Origin of the sequence: Serratia sp. NFX21 (genome assembly GCF_048517035.1) — a bacterium.
Taxonomy (GTDB): Bacteria; Pseudomonadota; Gammaproteobacteria; order Enterobacterales; family Enterobacteriaceae; genus Serratia; species Serratia quinivorans.
In genome coordinates, this window is sequence record NZ_CP183196.1 from 1,293,802 (window position 1) to 1,313,751 (window position 19,950).

Annotated in this window: 20 protein-coding genes; 16 read left to right on the forward strand and 4 right to left on the reverse strand. The window is 54.9% G+C overall.

Annotation, left to right across the window (positions count from 1 at the left end):
* The first annotated feature begins 143 nt into the window (after nucleotides 1-143).
* From ACNT1W_RS05990 to ACNT1W_RS06015, 6 genes are all read left to right on the forward strand, one after another.
* A complete protein-coding gene (locus ACNT1W_RS05990) occupies nucleotides 144-416 on the forward strand; it encodes a hypothetical protein (protein WP_261138958.1) in 273 nt (90 codons plus the stop codon).
* 177 nt (nucleotides 417-593) lie between these two features.
* Nucleotides 594-2,024 carry a siroheme synthase CysG gene (gene cysG / locus ACNT1W_RS05995; RefSeq protein WP_419246520.1) on the forward strand — a complete coding sequence of 477 codons (1,431 nt, stop codon included), beginning with the start codon at nucleotides 594-596 and terminating at the stop codon, nucleotides 2,022-2,024.
* 9 nt (nucleotides 2,025-2,033) lie between these two features.
* Complete coding sequence (gene cysD, locus ACNT1W_RS06000) at nucleotides 2,034-2,942, forward strand: sulfate adenylyltransferase subunit CysD (protein WP_012005266.1); 909 nt, start codon at nucleotides 2,034-2,036, stop codon at nucleotides 2,940-2,942.
* 11 nt (nucleotides 2,943-2,953) lie between these two features.
* The gene (gene cysN / locus ACNT1W_RS06005; RefSeq protein ID WP_012005267.1) at nucleotides 2,954-4,399 is read left to right on the forward strand and encodes a sulfate adenylyltransferase subunit CysN; all 1,446 of its coding nucleotides are present in this window, start codon (nucleotides 2,954-2,956) and stop codon (nucleotides 4,397-4,399) included.
* Nucleotide 4,400: 1 nt separating this feature from the next.
* Nucleotides 4,401-5,030: an adenylyl-sulfate kinase gene (cysC, locus tag ACNT1W_RS06010; RefSeq protein WP_012005268.1), complete on the forward strand. Its 630-nt coding sequence runs from the start codon at nucleotides 4,401-4,403 to the stop codon at nucleotides 5,028-5,030.
* Nucleotides 5,031-5,115: 85 nt separating this feature from the next.
* Nucleotides 5,116-5,433, forward strand: coding sequence for a DUF3561 family protein (locus ACNT1W_RS06015; RefSeq protein ID WP_012005269.1), 318 nt, complete (start codon nucleotides 5,116-5,118; stop codon nucleotides 5,431-5,433).
* Nucleotides 5,434-5,485: 52 nt separating this feature from the next.
* On the opposite strand, the gene ACNT1W_RS06020 is transcribed toward ACNT1W_RS06015, so the two are convergent.
* The 3 genes from ACNT1W_RS06020 to ACNT1W_RS06030 form a co-directional block, all read right to left on the reverse strand.
* Nucleotides 5,486-6,208, reverse strand: coding sequence for an amino acid ABC transporter ATP-binding protein (locus tag ACNT1W_RS06020; RefSeq protein WP_017891645.1), 723 nt, complete (start codon nucleotides 6,206-6,208; stop codon nucleotides 5,486-5,488).
* The gene (locus tag ACNT1W_RS06025) at nucleotides 6,192-6,911 is read right to left on the reverse strand and encodes an amino acid ABC transporter permease (RefSeq protein ID WP_419246857.1); all 720 of its coding nucleotides are present in this window, start codon (nucleotides 6,909-6,911) and stop codon (nucleotides 6,192-6,194) included. The genes ACNT1W_RS06020 and ACNT1W_RS06025 overlap by 17 nt, the downstream gene beginning before the upstream one ends.
* Before the next feature lie 116 nt (nucleotides 6,912-7,027).
* The gene (locus ACNT1W_RS06030) at nucleotides 7,028-7,798 is read right to left on the reverse strand and encodes a basic amino acid ABC transporter substrate-binding protein (RefSeq protein WP_012005272.1); all 771 of its coding nucleotides are present in this window, start codon (nucleotides 7,796-7,798) and stop codon (nucleotides 7,028-7,030) included.
* A 406-nt stretch (nucleotides 7,799-8,204) separates the two neighbouring features.
* Between ACNT1W_RS06030 and ftsB the strand changes: the two genes are divergently transcribed.
* From ftsB to rpoS, 8 genes are all read left to right on the forward strand, one after another.
* The gene (gene ftsB / locus ACNT1W_RS06035) at nucleotides 8,205-8,525 is read left to right on the forward strand and encodes a cell division protein FtsB (protein ID WP_012005273.1); all 321 of its coding nucleotides are present in this window, start codon (nucleotides 8,205-8,207) and stop codon (nucleotides 8,523-8,525) included.
* 3 nt (nucleotides 8,526-8,528) lie between these two features.
* A complete protein-coding gene (ispD, locus tag ACNT1W_RS06040) occupies nucleotides 8,529-9,236 on the forward strand; it encodes a 2-C-methyl-D-erythritol 4-phosphate cytidylyltransferase (protein WP_012005274.1) in 708 nt (235 codons plus the stop codon).
* A 10-nt stretch (nucleotides 9,237-9,246) separates the two neighbouring features.
* On the forward strand, nucleotides 9,247-9,720 hold the full coding sequence (ispF, locus tag ACNT1W_RS06045; RefSeq protein ID WP_012005275.1) for a 2-C-methyl-D-erythritol 2,4-cyclodiphosphate synthase: 474 nt from the start codon (nucleotides 9,247-9,249) through the stop codon (nucleotides 9,718-9,720).
* 4 nt (nucleotides 9,721-9,724) lie between these two features.
* On the forward strand, nucleotides 9,725-10,771 hold the full coding sequence (gene truD / locus ACNT1W_RS06050) for a tRNA pseudouridine(13) synthase TruD (RefSeq protein WP_419246521.1): 1,047 nt from the start codon (nucleotides 9,725-9,727) through the stop codon (nucleotides 10,769-10,771).
* Between the two features lie 271 nt (nucleotides 10,772-11,042).
* Nucleotides 11,043-11,804 (forward strand): 5'/3'-nucleotidase SurE, encoded by a 762-nt coding sequence (surE, locus tag ACNT1W_RS06055; protein ID WP_012005277.1) that lies wholly within the window; start codon nucleotides 11,043-11,045, stop codon nucleotides 11,802-11,804.
* Complete coding sequence (locus tag ACNT1W_RS06060) at nucleotides 11,798-12,424, forward strand: protein-L-isoaspartate(D-aspartate) O-methyltransferase (RefSeq protein ID WP_012005278.1); 627 nt, start codon at nucleotides 11,798-11,800, stop codon at nucleotides 12,422-12,424. The genes surE and ACNT1W_RS06060 overlap by 7 nt, the downstream gene beginning before the upstream one ends.
* A gap of 324 nt (nucleotides 12,425-12,748) precedes the next feature.
* Entirely contained in the window at nucleotides 12,749-13,735 is a 987-nt protein-coding gene (gene nlpD, locus ACNT1W_RS06065) for a murein hydrolase activator NlpD (protein WP_012005279.1), read from the forward strand.
* 53 nt (nucleotides 13,736-13,788) lie between these two features.
* On the forward strand, nucleotides 13,789-14,787 hold the full coding sequence (gene rpoS / locus ACNT1W_RS06070) for an RNA polymerase sigma factor RpoS (RefSeq protein WP_012005280.1): 999 nt from the start codon (nucleotides 13,789-13,791) through the stop codon (nucleotides 14,785-14,787).
* A gap of 80 nt (nucleotides 14,788-14,867) precedes the next feature.
* Here rpoS and mutS read toward each other — a convergent pair whose 3' ends face one another.
* Complete coding sequence (gene mutS, locus ACNT1W_RS06075) at nucleotides 14,868-17,423, reverse strand: DNA mismatch repair protein MutS (RefSeq protein ID WP_115183265.1); 2,556 nt, start codon at nucleotides 17,421-17,423, stop codon at nucleotides 14,868-14,870.
* Between the two features lie 815 nt (nucleotides 17,424-18,238).
* Between mutS and ACNT1W_RS06080 the strand changes: the two genes are divergently transcribed.
* Entirely contained in the window at nucleotides 18,239-18,556 is a 318-nt protein-coding gene (locus ACNT1W_RS06080; protein ID WP_020825274.1) for a PTS sugar transporter subunit IIB, read from the forward strand.
* 11 nt (nucleotides 18,557-18,567) lie between these two features.
* A complete protein-coding gene (chbC, locus tag ACNT1W_RS06085; protein WP_012005283.1) occupies nucleotides 18,568-19,929 on the forward strand; it encodes a PTS N,N'-diacetylchitobiose transporter subunit IIC in 1,362 nt (453 codons plus the stop codon).
* Nucleotides 19,930-19,950: the final 21 nt, after the last annotated feature.

Here is a 19,950-nt window from a genome sequence, read left to right on the forward strand (position 1 = left end):
CGCAACTAATGATGTCGAACCTTGTTCCGTGCAAAATATTGTGCGAAATGCTGGGCACATTACGGGAATCGGTATTTAACCATGGTCGCGGTGTGGTTTATTATTCAGCGATAAGGTTCATATGGATAGAAGGAGAAACCCTGATGTTGGACAAGTGCAATGACAGGTTCGGCCTGATAGATAAGAAAGCCGAGTGTGTGGAACATACTCTCAATCAGGTCAAAACCGATTTGGCGACGCTGACCATGCGTTCAGTGGAGTTTGTTACCAAAGGCGATTTGCATAAGGAAGTGGGATTGCTGCACCGGGAGATCGGTTTGGTTCATAAAGAGATGGCTAATCAAACCAAATGGATGGTTAGCACCATATTGGTTGTCGCTGGACTGTGCATGACTGCCGCAAAGTTTTGGTTTTAACTTCTGCCTGCCTGGGCTGGATAATCGCCGCGGCCTTACCGGATGTGTAACCGCCGCAAACCCTGACGCTGCGGCCTATATTCCATAAAAGAACTAGTCATTCCTTTTCGTCATTTCAGAGGCTAAATCTCAGCCCGTATAGTCACAGTATCTTTCTGCATATATGAAAAGGCTGTTGTGGACTATCTACCTATATTCGCCGACCTGAAACAACGCCCGGTGTTGGTCGTTGGCGGCGGTGAAGTGGCTGCGCGCAAAGTTGACCTTCTCCTGCGCGCCGGGGCTGAAATACGGATAGTTGCGCAGTCACTCTCACCGATACTCGAACATCTGCGTCAGCAGGGGCAGATCCACTGGCTGGGACAGGCTTTTGTCGCTGAGCAACTCGATGAGGTTTTCCTGGTGATTGCCGCCACCGATGACAGTGCGCTGAATGCCGAGGTATTTAGCGAGGCGGATAAACGCCGGGTGCTGGCCAACGTAGTGGACGATCAGCCGCGCTGTTCGTTCATCTTCCCGTCGATTATCGACCGTTCACCCTTGGTGGTCGCCGTCTCTTCCAGTGGTCAGGCACCGGTGCTGGCACGCATGCTGCGTGAAAAACTTGAAGCCTTGTTGCCCGCCAGCCTGGGACAGATGGCTGAGGTCGCCGGGCGCTGGCGTGGTCAGGTGAAGCAACGGTTGAATGCCATTGGCGAACGCCGCCGCTTTTGGGAGAAAACCTTTGGCGGCCGCTTCGCAACGCTGGTGGCCAATGGCCAAACCGCCGAGGCGCAGCGGCAACTGGAGCAGGACTTAGAGCAGTTTGCACAGGGCAGCGAAGGCACTCAGGGCGAAATTGCCCTGGTGGGGGCCGGGCCGGGCGACGTGGGGTTACTGACCCTGCGCGGGCTGCAGGTGATGCAGCAGGCCGACGTGGTGCTGTACGACCATCTGGTTAGCGATGAAATTCTTGATTTGGTTCGTCGGGATGCCGAACGCATCTGCGTGGGCAAACGCGCCGGCGCACACTCAGTGATCCAGGAAGAAACCAACCGTCTGCTGGTGGAACTGGCACAGCAGGGCAAACGTGTGGTGCGGCTGAAGGGTGGCGATCCCTTTATCTTTGGCCGTGGTGGTGAAGAATTACAGGTGGCCGCCGCGGCGGGCATTCCCTTCCAGGTGGTACCGGGAGTAACGGCCGCCGCCGGGGCAACCGCCTATGCCGGCATCCCGCTGACGCACCGCGATCACGCACAGAGCGTTACCTTTATTACTGGCCACTGTCGCCCCGACGGCGATGGCCTGGACTGGGCCGATTTGGCGCGTGCGCGCCAGACTCTGGCTATCTACATGGGCACCATGAAGGCGGCGGATATCAGCCAGCGCCTGATAGCCCACGGCCGTGCGGCTACAACGCCGGTGGCGGTAATCAGCCGTGGCACCCGTGCGGACCAACTGGTGCAAACCGGTACGCTGCAACAACTCGAACAATTGGCTCAACAGGCACCGTTACCGGCGCTGCTGGTGATCGGCGAAGTGGTGGAATTACATCACCAAATCGCCTGGTTTGGGCATCAACCGCAGGCGGAAGGGGTATCACGCCCAGCCGTCGTGAATTTGGCTTAAGGATCTGTTATGGACGAAAAACGACTCACTCATTTGCGGCAATTGGAGGCGGAGAGTATCCATATCATCCGTGAAGTCGCCGCTGAATTCGGCAACCCGGTGATGCTCTATTCCATCGGCAAAGACTCTTCCGTGATGCTGCACCTGGCGCGCAAGGCCTTCTTCCCAGGCACGCTGCCGTTTCCACTGCTACACGTGGATACCGGCTGGAAATTCAGCGAGATGTACCAGTTCCGTGACCGCACCGCCAAGGAATACGGTTTTGAGCTGCTGGTACATAAAAATCCGGAAGGCGTGGCGATGGGCATCAACCCGTTCGTTCACGGCAGTGCCAAGCACACCGATATCATGAAAACCGAAGGTCTGAAGCAGGCGCTGAACAAATACGGTTTTGATGCCGCCTTTGGTGGCGCTCGCCGTGACGAAGAAAAGTCACGCGCCAAAGAGCGTATCTATTCTTTCCGCGACCGCTTCCACCGTTGGGATCCGAAGAACCAGCGCCCGGAGCTGTGGCACAACTACAACGGTCAGATCAACAAGGGCGAGAGCATCCGCGTGTTCCCGCTGTCGAACTGGACCGAGCTGGATATCTGGCAATACATTTTCCTGGAAAAAATCGACATCATTCCTTTGTACCTGGCGAAACCACGTCCGGTGGTAGAGCGTGACGGCATGCTGTTGATGGTGGACGACGATCGCATTGATCTGCAGCCGGGCGAAGTGATCAGCCAGCGCATGGTGCGCTTCCGCACCCTGGGTTGCTGGCCGCTGACCGGCGCGGTGGAGTCCGAAGCGCAAACGCTGCCGGAAATCATCGAAGAGATGTTGGTATCCACCACCAGTGAGCGCCAGGGACGGATGATCGATCGCGATCAGTCCGGCTCGATGGAGCTGAAAAAGCGTCAAGGGTATTTCTAAGGAGCCGCCGGATGAACACTATAGTTTCGCAAAACCAGGCAATTGCCCAACAAATCGCTGACCAGGGCGGGGTCGAGTCTTACCTGCACGCGCAGCAACATAAAAGCCTGTTACGGTTCCTGACCTGTGGCAGCGTCGACGACGGTAAAAGTACCCTGATCGGTCGTCTGCTGCACGATACCCGCCAGATCTACGAAGATCAGCTGTCCACGCTGCACAGTGACAGCAAGCGTATCGGAACCCAGGGCGAAAAGCTCGATCTGGCATTGCTGGTCGACGGCCTGCAGGCCGAGCGCGAGCAGGGCATCACCATTGACGTGGCCTATCGCTATTTCTCGACTGAAAAGCGTAAATTTATTATCGCCGATACCCCTGGGCATGAGCAGTACACCCGCAATATGGCGACCGGTGCTTCCACCTGCGATCTGGCAATTTTGCTGATTGACGCGCGTAAAGGGGTGCTGGATCAAACCCGCAGACACAGTTTTATTGCTACGTTGCTGGGCATTCGCCATTTGGTGGTGGCGGTCAACAAGATGGATCTGGTGGATTACCAAGAGTCGGTATTTGAGCAGTTCAAGCAGGATTATCTGACCTTCGCTCAGCAGTTGCCAAAGGATCTGGATATCAAGTTTGTCCCGCTGTCGGCACTGGACGGCGATAACGTAGCTGGCGAAAGCACCCATATGCCTTGGTACAACGGCCCTACGTTGTTGCAGGTATTGGAAAGCGTGGATGTTGTCAGCGAGCGTGAAACGCAACCGCTGCGCTTCCCGGTGCAATATGTTAACCGTCCGAACCTGGATTTCCGTGGTTATGCAGGCACCCTGTCGGCCGGTGTCGTGCGCGTGGGTCAACGTGTGAAGGTGTTGCCTTCCGGTGTGGAATCCACCGTTGCACGTATTGTCACCTTTGATGGTGATTTGCAGGAAGCGGTACCGGGTGAAGCGATCACCCTGGTGCTGAAGGATGAAGTGGATATCAGCCGCGGCGATTTGCTGGTTGATGCCGGGGAAACCCTGCAGGCGGCGCAAAGCGCACTGGTGGACGTGGTGTGGATGGCCGAGAAGCCGCTGTTACCGGGGCAGAGCTACGACATCAAGGTCGCTGGCAAAAAGACTCGCGCACGAGTGGAAGGCATTCGCCACCAGGTAGAAATCAACTCGCTGGCTCAGCATCAGGCGGATACCTTGCCGCTGAACGGCATTGGCCTGGTGGAACTGACCTTCGACGAACCGCTGGTGCTGGACAGCTATCAGCGTAATCATGACACCGGCGGATTTATCTTTATCGACCGCCTGAGCAATGTCACGGTTGGTGCCGGGCTGATCCGCGAAACCTTGCAGGACGCTCAGGCTGCCACTGGTGATTTCAGCGCATTCGAGCTGGAACTGAATGCCCTGGTGCGTAAACACTTCCCGCATTGGGGCGCACGCGACCTGATCGGGGGCAAGTAACGTGGCCGACGTAGAGCAACGACCCACCGGGCCGGATGATGACAACGTGGTCTGGCATCCGCATGCGGTAGCGCGTGCGGATCGCGAAGCCCGTAATGGCCATAAAGGCGTGGTGCTGTGGTTTACCGGGCTGTCCGGCTCGGGTAAATCCACCGTTGCCGGTGCGCTGGAGCAGGCGCTGCACGCCCTTGGCGTCAGCACCTATTTGCTGGATGGCGATAACGTGCGTCACGGCCTGTGCCGCGATCTGGGATTCTCAGATGACGATCGGCGTGAGAATATTCGCCGCGTGGGTGAAGTGTCCAAACTGATGGTAGATGCCGGGCTAGTGGTGCTGACCGCGTTTATTTCACCGCACCGCACAGAACGGCAGATGGTGCGCGAACTGCTTGATGAAGAGCGCTTTATCGAGGTGTTTGTCGACACGCCACTGGCGATTTGTGAGCAGCGCGATCCGAAGGGGTTGTACAAAAAAGCCCGGGCAGGGGAACTGCGTAATTTCACCGGAATCGACTCGGTTTACGAGGCCCCGCAACGGCCGGATATTCACCTTGATGGCCAACAATTGGTAACAAATTTGATTGCGCAATTGTTAGACGTGCTGCGTGGTCGGGCTATTATCAAACCCTGAATTCAGAAAAGCGTGTGGCGTTTTTGCACCATACGCTTTTTACGCTAAGCCCGCCGGAGAGCGTGCCGAATAACCAGGGATCACTATGCAAAATGTCTCGCCCATCTTGATTGACTCAAACCAGGAGAAAGAGGAACCCTCTTATTCTTTCCTGGGCGGCGTCTGCGGCTTTGTTTTCTACTGGCTGGCGTTCGCGGTGCCTTTTGTGGTCTACGGTTCCAACACGCTATTCTTCCTGCTCTACACTTGGCCGTTCTTCCTGGCCCTGATGCCGGTATCGGTGCTGATTGGCATCACGCTCAGCATGCTGTTGCGCGGTCGCCTGATCCTGACGCTGCTGCTGACCGGCGCTATCGTGCTGTGTCTGTTCTGGCTGGTATTCAGTTTTCTCACCGGCTGGTGAGAGAGTGGGCGCAGTTGCCTGCACCCGAAGCATTGCAAAGCCGTGCCGAAGGTTACAAAACTTTGCTTAGAAAAGCCTGAGTGCGCGGGTTGGTCGGATTGCTGAAAATCTGCTGCGGTGTGCCTTCTTCCTGAATGATCCCCTGATCGATAAACAACACCCGATCGGCCACTTCACGGGCAAAGCCCATCTCGTGGGTCACCACCACCATGGTCATACCTTCGTGTGCCAATGACTTCATCACCGCCAGCACTTCGCCGACCAACTCGGGATCAAGTGCTGAGGTGGGTTCGTCGAACAACATGATTTTTGGCTCCATCGCCAGCGCCCGGGCAATGGCCACCCGTTGTTGTTGGCCGCCGGACAGGCTGCTGGGATAGGCATCAATCTTGTCCAACAGACCCACTTTGCGTAACAGCGCTTCTGCACGCAGGATAGCGTCGGCACGCGACAGTTTTTTCACCCCCATCGGCGCCATAATAATATTCTCCAGCACCGTCATATGCGGGAACAGGTTAAAGCGCTGAAACACCATCCCCACGCTTTCACGCATTTTATTGAGATCGGTTTTCTGGCTGTGGATGGCGAAACCGTTGACCAGGACTTCGCCGCCGGAAAGAGTCTCCAGCGCGTTGATACAGCGCAGAAAGGTACTTTTACCGGAACCGGATGGGCCAATGACGCAGACCACTTCGTTGGCCGCGATCTCGCAGGAGATACCACGCAGTACGTGGCTTTCGCCGAATTGTTTTTGCAGGTTATGTACGCGAATCACTTTTCCCGAACCTCTTTTCCATGTGTTGCACCATCAGCGAAAGCAGGAAGGTGAGGACCCAATAGACCAGCGAAATGGTCAGGTAAGGCTCCCAATAGGTGGCATAAGCGCCGGAAACCGTCCGGGCTGCATAGGCCAAATCGGCCAGACCGATGGCGGAGGCCAGTGAGGAATCCTTGACGATGGCAATGGCGTTATTGCCCAGCGGTGGCAGCATGCGACGGAATGCCTGCGGCAGGATCACTTTGCGCATGGTTTTGCCGTAGCCCATGCCCAGCGAGCGCGAAGCTTCCATCTGGCCGCGATCGATTGACTGAATACCGGCGCGGAAAATTTCCGAGACGTAGGCACCGGCGTTGAGCGTTATCGCCACCACGCAGGAGAGAAATGCGCCATAGTCGGAGCGCAATGCACGGGCGAAATCAGTGCTCATCAGGCCGTTGGTGACCAGCAGGCCGTCACGCGGGTTAATAAACAGCGGCACCAGGGCAAAGTGCACCACCATGATCTGCACGAACAGCGGCGTACCGCGGAAGGCGCTGATATAAATGCGCACCGGCCACTGTACGCCGTAATGCAGTATTGGTTTCCAGATGCCATGTGGCGCTTGCGCCAGACGGCCTAACCCCAGGAGCAGCCCCCAGGTGGTGCCCAGTATCACGCAGATAATGGTGCATTTGATGGTCATCCAGGCGCCTTCCATAAACAGCGGGGCATATTCCTGGATAATCTCCCAACGGAAATTCAATGGGTGTTCCTTCTCGGTGTTCTCACGATAGTGTTGCTCCGGAGCTCGTGCGAGCTCCGGTCACTTAAGGCTTATTCGGCAGGCAGTGTCGGCACGTTGCTGTCAAACCAGGTCTGGTAAATTTTGGCGTAGGTGCCGTCGGCGATGATTTTCTTCAGGCCGGCGTTGATTTTACCGCGTAGTTCATCGTTGCCTTTGGCAACGGCAATGCCGAAATACTGACGTTCGAATTTGGCGTCTGACACCAATTTGAACTCTTTTTCCGGGTGGGTTTTTATGTAGAACTTGGCTACGCCAACGTCACCTACGGCTGCGCCGATGCCGTCTTCGTACAACTCCTGCAGCAGCAGCGGGGTATTGTCGAAACGTTTGATGGCGGTGCTGTTTTTACCCAGCACGTCGGATACCACGATGTCGCCGGTGCTGGAGTTCACCACGCCAACTTTCAGCGCTTTCAGCGCGGCAATAGAGTTCACTTGAGAGTCTTTGGGAACCACGATGGTCTGCTCCGCCGGGAAGTAAGGCGCAGAGAAATCAACCATTTGCTTGCGTTTATCGGTGATGGTGATGCCGGAAATAATGATGTCGCGATCGCCGGAGTTCAGCGTGGCAAAGATGCCTTCCCACGGTGTATTTACCAGCTTGACCTGGAAACCTTCGGCCTTGGCGACGGCCTTGATGATATCAATATCAAAGCCTTCCAGCTGTTTGCTGCTGTTTTCGAATTCGAACGGACGATAGGTGCCGCCGGAGCCGACGACGTAAGTGGGTTCTGCCGCCAGAGCAGAAGCCGACAGGGTGGCGGCCAGGCAGGCGCCAATCAGAATTATGCGTTTTAACATCACTATCCCCGATAATTAAAAGTTATTCATTGGATTTATTTATGCACTATGTGTGCATAAAAATAACCTTCAATGAATAAAAATACAACTCCTACCTGATGGTGTGATTTTTAATGGTGATAAATATGCACTTTTCCATTGCGATTGGCGGAAGCGTTGGCGAAACGGCGGTGCAGCCAGTTTTTCTTGCTGCATAACCGATATAAACATTGAGTGAGGGAATGTGAAGCTGTCGATTGGTGAGTTATCGGGTGAAAGTGCTTTTTTTTGCCGCTTTCGGCGCGAATTTAGGTTATAAACTGAAGAAATTCTCATCCTACTCTGAATTTGGCGGTGAAATGCCGTTCCCAGTGTGGAGTCCAACGAAAAGTTGTGGGATGATTAGGCGGTTTTTCAGGGGGCGGAGATGGGAAAACTTACGCTGTTATTGCTGGCATTGCTCGGTTGGTTACAGTATTCACTGTGGCTGGGCAAAAATGGTGTTCACGATTACGTGCGGGTCAATGATGACGTTGCGGTCCAACAGGGCAGCAATGCTAAATTGAAAGCGCGTAACGATCAGCTGTTCGCCGAAATCGACGATTTGAACGGCGGTCAGGAAGCGATCGAAGAGCGTGCGCGCAATGAACTGAGCATGATCAAGCCCGGTGAGACTTTCTATCGTCTGGTTCCTGACCAATCCAGACGCAACGCGGCGTCCTCCTCGCAAAATAACCTACAAAAGTAACGCATGAATCACTCCGCAGGAACCTTTCCACCGGTGATTGCCGTCCTGCCCGCTGCCGGTATCGGCAGCCGTATGCAGGCGGATTGCCCGAAGCAGTATTTAACCATCGGCCACCAAACCATTCTCGAGCACGCGATCCATGCGCTATTGCGCCATCCGCGTATTCCGCAGGTGATTGTGGCGATAGGTCCCGATGACCAGCAGTTCCACCAGTTACCGATTGCCAAAGATCCCCGCGTGCGGGTCACCGTCGGCGGTCAGCAACGCGCCGATTCGGTGATGGCCGGGTTGCAACTGGCCGGCGAGGCCAAATGGGTGCTGGTACACGACGCGGCAAGACCCTGCCTGCATGCCGAAGATCTGGAACGTTTGCTGGCGATCACCGAACACAGCGAGGTGGGGGGCATTTTGGCCGCGCCGGTGCGTGATACCATGAAGCGTGCCGAACCTGGTCGCAGTACTATCTCACACACCGTTGAACGCCAGGATCTGTGGCATGCGTTAACTCCGCAACTGTTCCCGCTGGCGTTGCTCAAGCTCTGCCTGCAGCGAGCGATGGATGACGGTGCGACGGTCACCGATGAGGCTTCTGCCCTGGAGCATTGTGGCTATCATCCGCTGCTGGTCAGTGGACGCTCGGACAATATTAAAGTCACGCGCCCGGAAGATTTGGCGCTGGCGGCCTTTTACTTAACTCAGTTGGACAATTAAGGAGCGCATCATGCGTATCGGTCACGGTTTTGACGTACATAAATTTGGTGGCGAAGGGCCGCTGGTGATCGGTGGTGTTCGTATCCCTTATGAAAAAGGTTTGCTGGCTCACTCCGACGGTGACGTGGCGCTGCATGCGGCGACCGATGCTCTGTTGGGGGCGGCGGCGTTAGGGGATATCGGCAAGCTGTTCCCGGATACCGACCCGGCATTCAAAGGGGCCGACAGCCGTGTTCTGCTGCGTGAGGCCTGGAAACGCATCCGTGCCAAAGGCTATCGTCTGGGGAATCTGGATATCACCATTATTGCCCAGGCCCCTAAAATGGCGCCGCATATCCCGCAAATGCGCGTATTCCTGGCGGAAGATCTGCAGTGTCATATGGACGACGTCAACGTTAAGGCTACCACCACCGAACAGCTCGGTTTCACCGGGCGCGGCGAGGGCATTGCCTGTGAAGCGGTCGCCTTGTTGATCAAGGAATAAACGCATGGATATGGCTAACCTGACCTGGCTGCATGGCCAGCCACAGAGCACCGGCGTGTTGAAAGCCAACCCGGAAGATTTCGTGGTGGTGGAAGACCTGGGCTTTGAGCCGGACGGCGAAGGCGAACATGTGCTGGTGAACATCCGCAAGAACGGCTGTAACACTCAGTTTGTCGCCGATTATTTGGCGCGCTTTGCCGGTATTCACGCCCGTTCTGTCAGTTACGCGGGTCTGAAAGATCGCCATGCGGTGACCGAACAATGGTTCTGCCTGCATCTACCGGGCAAAGAGACACCTGATTTTACTCAGTTTTCACTGGAAGGCTGCGAAGTGCTGGCCAGCGCCCGCCACCTGCGCAAAATGCGAATTGGCACGCTAAAAGGCAATGCTTTCACCCTGGTGCTGCGTCATATTTCCGACCGTCAGGATGTCGAACCGCGGCTGCAGGCGATTGCAACCGGCGGCGTGCCAAACTATTTTGGCAGCCAGCGCTTTGGTCGCGGCGGCAATAACCTGGTGATGGCGCGCCGTTGGGCAAATGATGAGATCCGGGTTAAAGAACGCAGCAAGCGCAGTTTTTATCTTTCCGCCAGCCGCAGTGCGCTGTTTAATTTGATTGCCAGCCGACGCTTGGCCAACCAGCAACAACATACCGTGCTGGAAGGTGATGCCTTACAGCTCAGTGGGCGTGGCAGTTGGTTTGTCGCCAAGCCGGAAGAGCTGGAAACGCTGCAACAGCGGCTGGATGCCGGCGAACTGATGATTACTGCCCCTTTGCCGGGTGACGGCGAACCAGGCACCGCCGGTGAAGCACTGAGTTTTGAACAGCAGTGCTTGCTGGAGCAACCGGAACTGATGGCGCTTTTAAAGCGTGAGCGTGTTGATCCGGCCCGCCGTGCGTTGCTGTTACAGCCAAAAAACATGCAGTGGGAATGGTGGGATGATGCCACCGTTGAACTGCGTTTTTGGCTGCCGGCCGGCAGTTTCGCCACCAGCGTGGTGCGCGAAATTATGCGGCAGGACAGTAGTGATGCGGATATTAGTGAGTAATAATTAAAAACCTGCTTATGCAGGTTTTTTTTCGTCTGGAGCATGACGACGTAATGAGGTGTGTTTGCCCAACTGCGGTTTTCGGTGCTAACACGAGGCCTGGAAGCAGCGCGAAAAATCGTCTTTTCCCTTGGTGACTGGACATGTCGGGGGGAGTAAACATAATATCTGCTGGTTAAGTCCCTCCTTTTGGGCGTTGATTTCGAGTATTTAAATACCAGGCCGCGTTAAAGGCGTTCTGATTGAGAGAGAAAAAAGAAGACAATCTTTTATGCGGATATTGCTGAGTAATGACGACGGCGTGACCGCCCCGGGCATCCAGGTGCTGGCGGCGGCATTGAGAGAGTTCGCCGAAGTGCAAGTTGTGGCACCCGATCGTAACCGCAGTGGTTCTTCCAATGCGCTGACGCTGGAATCTCCATTGCGCACCCTGACGATGCCCAATGGAGATATCGCCGTACAGCAGGGAACGCCGACAGACTGCGTGTATCTGGGAGTGAATGCCCTGATGCAGCCTGCGCCGGATATCGTGGTTTCCGGCATCAATGCGGGCCCCAATCTGGGCGATGACGTTATCTATTCCGGCACCGTAGCGGCTGCTATGGAAGGACGCCATTTGGGATTGCCTGCGCTGGCCGTGTCGTTGAACGGCCATCAGCATTATGCGACCGCCGCGGCGATCACCTGCCGGGTGCTGCGTGCGTTACAGCGCGAACCGTTGCGCACCGGTAAAATTCTGAATATCAACGTGCCGGATTTGCCGCTGGACCAGATTAAGGGCATTCGTGTGACCCGCTGCGGTAGTCGCCATCCGGCTGACAAAGTGTTCTGCCAACAAGATCCGCGTGGGCAAAATCTCTATTGGATTGGGCCGCCTGGTGATAAGTTTGATGCCGGGCCGGACACGGATTTCGCTGCGGTAGAACAGGGTTATGTGGCCATCACGCCACTGCAGGTGGATTTAACCGCTTATGCAGCCCAGGACGTGGTAAAAACGTGGTTAACCAAAGCAGGGGTTGGCGGGGAATGGTGAACAAGCGTATGCAAACATTGCTGACGCAGCTGCGTCAACAGGGGATCCGGGACGAACGGTTGCTACAGGCGATCGAAGCAGTGCCGCGTGAACGCTTTGTTGATGAGGCACTTGAACACAAGGCTTATGAGAATACGGCGTTACCTATTGGCTCCGGCCAAACTATCTCTCAACCTTATATGGTTGCACGCATGACCGAACTGCTGAATCTGACGCCAACCTCCAGAGTATTGGAGATCGGCACCGGTTCTGGCTATCAAACCGCTATCCTGGCGCATCTGGTACAGCATGTTTGTTCCGTTGAACGTATTAAGGGGCTGCAATGGCAGGCCAAGCGGCGGCTGAAACAACTCGATCTTCACAATGTTTCCACTCGTCATGGCGATGGCTGGCAGGGTTGGGCATCGCGAGGGCCGTTTGATGCCATCATTGTCACAGCAGCGCCGCCGGAGATCCCTCCGGCGCTGATGGAGCAGTTGGACGACGGTGGCATTCTGGTGTTACCTGTCGGTGAGCAGGCCCAAACTCTGAAGTACATTCGGCGACAGGGAAGCGAGTTTGTTATCGATACCGTCGAAGCGGTGCGTTTTGTTCCCCTGGTGAAGGGTGAACTGGCCTAGCGATTGTCTGAATTTTCGACAGGAAACGAAATCTGTTGCACTTTCATCACCTCCGGTTAATGTTTTAACGTTTCAATAAAACTAATTTTCAATACAATTGCCTTTCTGCGTAGTTGTCTTATGGTGCAGCAGCGCTAATGTGGTTAGCATTGGCGCGCTGTTTTGAGGCTCCGGTATGAGATTTCCTGACGTTCAGGGATCGGCCGTGGGCACCTTTCAGGGTAGAAATCGAGAGAATGTTAAAAGCTCAGCTACCATGTAAAGGGTATTTGGATATATCGCTGATATTGCTGTCATGGGGGAAGCATGAGCACGGGAAGCCCAATGATTACATTACGCCGGGTTGCGGTGTGTACGATGGTAAGTTTGTGGTTGGCAGGTTGTACGAACACTGAATCGACATCGGCCCCTATTAGTAGCGTGGACGGTGGCGGAGCCGCCGCATCCAGCAACGCTGGAGCGCAGGCTAACGCTGAAGGGCACATTGTTTACAACCGCAGTTACACTTCGATCCCCAAAGGGAGCTACAGCGGCAATACCTACACGGTTAAGCGCGGAGACACGCTGTTTTACATCGCCTGGATCACCGGAAACGATTACCGTGACCTGGCCCAGCGCAACAATATCCCTGAGCCATACAGCCTGAATGTGGGCCAAAGCATTCAGCTTGGTAATGGTTCCGCCAACGGAAACGGCGGTATGCTGGCGGCAACAGACGCGACCAGCGGCGGTGTTCCTAAGCCACCATCGACCTCTCAGATACAAACTGCAACGGTTGATTCTCCATCAACTAACGCGTATTCTGATAATTCGGGTAAACAGAATGTAGGTAAGATGTTACCTGCAGCAGGCGCAGTGGCGGCAACTACCGCAACAGCCCCTGTTACCGCACCGGTCGTTGCTCCCCCAGTGAGCAGCACCGTCAGCAACAGCGCCCCAGTAAGTACCTGGAGATGGCCAACTGACGGTAAGATTATTGATAACTTTTCCTCATCAGAAGGTGGGAATAAAGGTGTCGATATCGCCGGGACTCGTGGGCAGCCTATCTTCGCTACCGCCGATGGTCGTGTAGTGTACGCAGGCAACGCTTTACGGGGTTACGGTAATCTAATCATCATCAAACACAATGATGATTACCTGAGCGCCTACGCTCACAACGACACAATGCTGGTCCGGGAACAACAAGAAGTGAAGGCGGGTCAAAAAATAGCCACCATGGGTAGCACCGGAACCAGTTCAGTACGTTTGCATTTTGAAATTCGTTACAAGGGGAAATCCGTAAACCCGCTGCGTTATCTTCCGCAGCGATAGATTGGGCAGAATACGCTGTATTCTGCTCGCGGTATCACGGGTAGGAGCAGCATATGAGCCAAAATACGCTGAAAGTTAACGAGTTACATGACGATGCGGATTTCGACGAGAACGCAACGGAAGCGGAATCATTCGACGAAAAAGCACTGGTTGAAGAAGAGGCCAGTGAGAGTGATCTAGCGGAAGAAGAGTTGTTGTCACAAGGCGTGACCCAACGCGTATTGGATGCGACGCAGCTCTATCTTGGCGAAATCGGTTATTCTCCGCTGCTGACCGCAGAGGAAGAAGTTTATTTTGCGCGGCGTGCACTGCGCGGTGACGTGCCGTCCCGCCGCCGAATGATTGAAAGTAACCTGCGGTTGGTGGTGAAAATCGCCCGCCGTTACAGCAATCGCGGCCTGGCGCTGCTGGATCTGATTGAAGAGGGTAACCTCGGTCTGATCCGCGCAGTGGAAAAGTTTGACCCAGAACGCGGTTTCCGTTTCTCGACTTACGCAACCTGGTGGATCCGGCAGACGATTGAACGGGCGATCATGAACCAAACCCGTACTATCCGCTTGCCTATCCACATTGTTAAAGAACTGAATGTCTATTTGCGCACCGCGCGCGAGCTTTCTCATAAACTGGATCATGAACCGAGCGCTGAAGAGATTGCAGAGCAACTCGACAAGCCGGTCGATGACGTCAGCCGTATGCTGCGCCTGAATGAACGTATCACTTCTGTCGATACGCCATTGGGTGGGGATTCGGAGAAAGCCTTGCTGGACATTCTGGCCGACGAGAAAGACAACGGACCAGAAGACACCACGCAAGACGATGACATGAAACAGAGCATCGTTAAATGGTTGTTCGAACTGAACGCCAAACAGCGTGAAGTGCTGGCGCGTCGTTTTGGCCTGCTGGGCTACGAAGCGGCAACGCTTGAAGATGTGGGTCGTGAAATTGGCCTGACTCGCGAGCGAGTACGTCAGATCCAGGTTGAAGGTTTACGCCGTCTGCGTGAAATTCTGCAAATGCAGGGCCTGAGCATTGAGGCACTGTTCCGCGAGTAACCCAGGCAGTTGAATCGCATCAAAATAAAAACGGTGAGCACTATGCTCACCGTTTTTTTATGCCTGCGACCTGCGAAGGGTCAGACCATATTCTTCAGGCGGTAAATCCACTCCAGCGCCTGACGAGGTGACAGTGAGTCCGGATCCAGTGCCTCGAGCGCTTCAACCGCCGGTGAGGTTTCCTCATTCAGCAGCGTCATCTGGGTGGCATCAACGGTACCCGTCGCGGTATGGCTGGATATCGCCTCCAGCTCGCGCAGTTTTTGGCGCGCGCGTTTGATCACCTCACGTGGCACGCCTGCCAGAGCGGCAACCGCCAGGCCATAGCTCTTGCTGGCGGCACCGTCCTGTACGCTGTGCATAAAGGCGATAGTGTCGCCGTGCTCCAGCGCGTCCAGATGTACGTTGACCACGCCTTCCATTTTCTCCGGCAACGTGGTCAGCTCAAAGTAATGGGTAGCAAACAGCGTCATGGCTTTAATGCGGCTGGCCAGGTTCTCGGCGCAGGCCCAGGCCAGGGAGAGACCGTCGTAGGTTGAGGTACCGCGGCCAATTTCATCCATCAGCACCAGGCTGTTTTCGGTGGCATTGTGCAGGATATTGGCGGTTTCAGTCATCTCTACCATAAAGGTAGAACGGCCGGAGGCCAGATCGTCTGCCGCGCCCACGCGGGTAAAGATTCGGTCTACCGGGCCGATGACCGCCTTGCTCGCCGGCACGTAGCTGCCGATGTGTGCCATCAGCACGATCAGCGCCGTTTGGCGCATATAGGTACTTTTACCGCCCATATTAGGGCCAGTAATGATCAACATCCGCCGCTGAGGCGACAGCGATAGCGGGTTGGAAATAAACGGCTCGCTCAGTACCTGTTCGACCACCGGATGGCGGCCCTCAGTGATGCGTACACCGGGCTGTTCGCTGATGGTTGGGCAGGCGTAGTTGAGCGTTTCTGCACGTTCAGCCAGGTTGGCCAGCACGTCCAGCTCGGCCAATGCAGCAGCACTTTGCTGTAGATCGCCCAGGTGAGGCAACAGCAAGTCGAACAACTCTTCGTACAGACCCTTCTCGATCGCCAACGCTTTCCCTTTGGAAGTCAGAACCTTGTCTTCATACTCTTTCAATTCGGGAATGATGTAGCGTTCGGCGTTTTTCAGCGTCTGGCGGCGCACATAGTGGATCGGTACCAGGTGGCTCTGCCCACGGCTGACTTGAATGTAATAACCATGCACGCCATTGAAGCCGACCTTCAACGTATCCAGCCCCAGCTTTTCGCGCTCGCGGATCTCAAGACGGTCGAGGTAGTCGGTGGCACCATCGGCCAGTGCGCGCCATTCATCCAGCTCGCTATTGTAGCCGGGAGCGATAACGCCGCCGTCGCGTACCAATACCGGTGGGGCTTCGACCACTGCGCGTTCCAGCAAGTCTTGCAGTTCATCAAACTGACCGACCTGTGACAGTAGCTGTTGCACATACGGGGTTTCTACCCCTTTCAGTAACGCGTGGATATCCGGCAACTGTTGGAAAGCATGACGCATACGGGCCAGATCGCGTGGACGGGCACTGCGTAATGCCAGACGGGCCAATATGCGTTCCAGATCGCCTACCTGACGCAGCGAAGGTTGCAGGTCGCTATACAGATCCTGCAGGGAGCCGATCGCCTGCTGACGGTTATTCAATACTTTGATGTCACGGGTCGGCATATGCAGCCAGCGCTTAAGCATACGGCTACCCATCGCCGTCACGCTGTGGTCGAGGATGGCCGCCAGGGTATTTTCGCTGCCGCCGGACAGGTTCTGGGTCAGCTCAAGGTTACGCCGCGTGGCGGCATCCATGATAATGCCATCCTGCTGGCGCTCCATGGTGATGCCACGGATATGCGGTAATGAGGTGCGTTGAGTATCTTTAACATATTGCAGCAGACAACCGGCGGCGCGCAGTGCCTGATGGGCCTGTTCAACGCCGAAACCGGTCAGATCGCGGGTGCCGAACTGCAGATTCAGCTGTTGGCGCGCAGTCTCGGGTTCAAACTCCCACAGTGGGCGACGGCGCAGGCCATGGCGCTGTTCAATCAGCGACATCTGTTCAAAGGTTTCGGGGTAAAGCAGCTCGGCAGGATTGGTGCGCTGCAACTCTGCCGCCATGGTTTCGATATCTGCCGGTTCGGCCACGCGGAAACGACCTGAGCTGATGTCCAGCGTGGCGTAGCCAAAGCCGCGTGCGTCCTGCCAGATGGCCGCCAGCAGGTTGTCCTGACGTTCTTGCAGCAGGGCTTCGTCGGTGATGGTGCCTGGCGTAACGATACGCACCACTTTGCGTTCCACCGGGCCTTTACTGGTGGCCGGATCGCCGATTTGTTCGCACAGGGCGACGGATTCACCAAGCTGCACCAGCTTGGCCAGATAGTTCTCGACCGCATGGTGAGGGACGCCGGCCATCGGAATGGGCTCGCCCGCTGAGGCACCGCGTTTGGTCAGCGAGATATCCAGCAGTTGGGAAGCACGTTTGGCATCGTCATAGAACAGCTCGTAAAAGTCGCCCATGCGGTAGAACAGCAGGATCTCGGGGTGCTGTGCCTTGAGGCGCAGATACTGCTGCATCATTGGCGTGTGTGAATCGAGCTTATCGGTACTATTCATAAGATTACTGTTTCCAATCCATTGAATTTAAAGTTGGTTGTGATGTTGATTGTCATCATTAGGGTTCACGCCGCGGCACAAAAAAACCACTCGATAGAGCAGTGGTTGACGGCGGTAAGGATCAATAAGCCCTTAATACTGTCGCTATACTAGCCCAGCGGGCAATCGGCTGTCACAGGTAAAAATGGGAAGCTTTACGCAAAGTTGATTTGTAAGGCAGGGGAGAGCGTTGCACAGGTTAATCTTGGGGGATACAGAGATGTCCTTAGTGGGCAATCAAAGCAGTGTGTTACCCCAATCAGGCGATCTGTCCCGAAGAGTAACCCAGCCCTGTCTGAGCCTGACCTGCCAAACCAGCCCCAAAAATTCTTCCATTTACCACTTCTTTTCCACCCGCTGGATAGCCTTATCTTGCTGAAGTGTTCTAATCAAGGGCGAACGATTTTATGCTCATCAATCGAACGATGGATGACCCTGCGCATAGAATTATCCATAAATACCCTGCATGTTTATAACTTACTGTTTATAATTGTTATTTGCTTATTTATGACGAATTTATTCAGTAATTAAAGGTTATTTGCGAGACAGATCACACTATTTTTTTATGTGAAATGTGAAGAGGGTCAATCAGGAAGGTCAAGCAGAGACGGTTCTTACTGGTGATGGCTTACCGTTCCGCTTCACTGCCTCCGTATACTGTCTGCAACCAGGGCAAAGTAACGGAAATTTTCATAAGGAATGTGCGTGAGGCAATGGCTATTGCATCTGGCAAACAAATGACACGGGGCTTTTTTGATTATCTTGAGGGATTGGGTATGGAAAAGAAAAAAATCTATCTGTTTTGTTCTGCTGGTATGTCGACTTCCCTGCTGGTTTCAAAAATGAAAGCACAGGCCGAGAAGTACGAAGTGCCGGTGATCATTGCCGCCTATCCTGAGGCGTTGGCCGCAGAAAAGGGTGCCGAGGCGGATTTGATTCTGCTCGGGCCACAGATTGCCTACACGCTCGCCGAAGTGCAAAAGCAGTTACCCAACAAGCCCGTTGAAGTGATCGACTCTGCCTTATACGGCAAGCTCGATGGCCTGGGCGTGTTGAAGGCCGCAGTCGCCACCATAAAAAAAGCTAACCAATAAAGGGGTCTGCCGTGAATACGTTAATTGCCTCGTTGGAAAAGGTCATTCTGCCCTTTGCCGTGAAAATTGGTAAACAGCCCCATGTTAATGCCATCAAAAACGGGTTCATTCGCTTGATGCCGCTGACGTTGACCGGGGCGATGTTCGTGCTGATCAACAACGTGTTTCTTAGCTTCGGCGAAGGCTCGTTCTTCTTTTCAATGGGGGTGCGGCTGGATGCGTCTACCATTGAGACGTTGAATGGCCTGAAGGCCATCGGTGGCAGCGTTTATAACGGCACCCTGGGGATTATGTCCCTGATGACGCCCTTTTTTATCAGTATGGCTTTAGCTGAAGAGCGCAAAGTCGACCCGTTGGCCGCAGCGCTGCTGGCGGTTGCCGCCTTTATGACCGTGACCCCGTTTAGCGTCGGTGAGGCTTATGCCGTAGGCGCTAACTGGCTGGGTGGTGCCAACATCATTTCCGGTATGGTGATCGGCCTGGTGGTGGCGGAGATGTTTACCTTTGTGGTGCGCCGCAATTGGGTGATCAGCCTGCCGGACAGCGTACCTTCTTCAGTGTCACGCTCGTTCTCGGCCTTGATCCCCGGCTTTCTTATCCTGTCGATCATGGGCGTACTGGCCTATTGTCTGACGCTGTGGGGCACCAACTTCCACCAAATCATCATGGACAGCATCTCGGCACCGCTGGCAAAAATGGGCAGCGTAGTGGGCTGGGTGTATGTGATGTTCTCCTCTCTGCTGTGGTTCTTCGGGGTACATGGTTCAATGGCGTTGGCCGCATTGGACAGCGGTATCATGACGCCATTCGCACTGGAGAACGTCGAGCTGTACAACAAGTACGGTTCCGTCGAAGCCGCGGTGGCTGCGGGTAAAGAGTTCCACATGTGGGCGAAGCCGTTCGTTGACTCCTACATCTATCTGGGCGGGACGGGTTCGACACTGGGGCTGATTATTGCCATCTTTATCGCTTCACGCCGTGAAGATTATCGTCAGGTCGCCAAGCTGGCGACGCCGTCGGGCATCTTCCAGATCAACGAACCCATCCTGTTCGGTCTGCCGGTGATTATGAACCCGGTGATGTTTATTCCCTTTATTCTGGTTCAGCCGGTACTGACGATTATTACCACGGTGGCTTATTACACCGGATTGATCCCGCCAATCACCAATATTGCGCCATGGACCATGCCGGTGGGGCTGGGAGCGTTCTTCAACACTAACGGCAGTATCGTTGCCATGTTGCTGAGCTTCTTCAACCTGGGCGTCGCGACCTTGATTTACCTGCCGTTTGTGATGATCTCTAACAAGGCGCAGAGCCAGATTGATCAGGCAACGGAAAGTGAAGAAGACATCGCCAAGGCGTTGAAATTCTAACTGCAGTCTGGGGCAGCAATC

Coding starts and splice junctions, on each gene's coding strand:
- ACNT1W_RS05990 (WP_261138958.1), top strand. CDS start 144: ATGTTGGACAAGTGCAATGACAGGTTCGGCCTGATAGATAAGAAAGCC.
- cysD (WP_012005266.1), top strand. CDS start 2,034: ATGGACGAAAAACGACTCACTCATTTGCGGCAATTGGAGGCGGAGAGT.
- cysN (WP_012005267.1), top strand. CDS start 2,954: ATGAACACTATAGTTTCGCAAAACCAGGCAATTGCCCAACAAATCGCT.
- ACNT1W_RS06015 (WP_012005269.1), top strand. CDS start 5,116: ATGCAAAATGTCTCGCCCATCTTGATTGACTCAAACCAGGAGAAAGAG.
- ACNT1W_RS06025 (WP_419246857.1), bottom strand. CDS start 6,911: ATGGAAGGCGCCTGGATGACCATCAAATGCACCATTATCTGCGTGATA.
- ACNT1W_RS06030 (WP_012005272.1), bottom strand. CDS start 7,798: ATGTTAAAACGCATAATTCTGATTGGCGCCTGCCTGGCCGCCACCCTG.
- ftsB (WP_012005273.1), top strand. CDS start 8,205: ATGGGAAAACTTACGCTGTTATTGCTGGCATTGCTCGGTTGGTTACAG.
- ispD (WP_012005274.1), top strand. CDS start 8,529: ATGAATCACTCCGCAGGAACCTTTCCACCGGTGATTGCCGTCCTGCCC.
- ispF (WP_012005275.1), top strand. CDS start 9,247: ATGCGTATCGGTCACGGTTTTGACGTACATAAATTTGGTGGCGAAGGG.
- truD (WP_419246521.1), top strand. CDS start 9,725: ATGGATATGGCTAACCTGACCTGGCTGCATGGCCAGCCACAGAGCACC.
- surE (WP_012005277.1), top strand. CDS start 11,043: ATGCGGATATTGCTGAGTAATGACGACGGCGTGACCGCCCCGGGCATC.
- ACNT1W_RS06060 (WP_012005278.1), top strand. CDS start 11,798: ATGGTGAACAAGCGTATGCAAACATTGCTGACGCAGCTGCGTCAACAG.
- nlpD (WP_012005279.1), top strand. CDS start 12,749: ATGATTACATTACGCCGGGTTGCGGTGTGTACGATGGTAAGTTTGTGG.
- rpoS (WP_012005280.1), top strand. CDS start 13,789: ATGAGCCAAAATACGCTGAAAGTTAACGAGTTACATGACGATGCGGAT.
- mutS (WP_115183265.1), bottom strand. CDS start 17,423: ATGAATAGTACCGATAAGCTCGATTCACACACGCCAATGATGCAGCAG.
- ACNT1W_RS06080 (WP_020825274.1), top strand. CDS start 18,239: ATGGAAAAGAAAAAAATCTATCTGTTTTGTTCTGCTGGTATGTCGACT.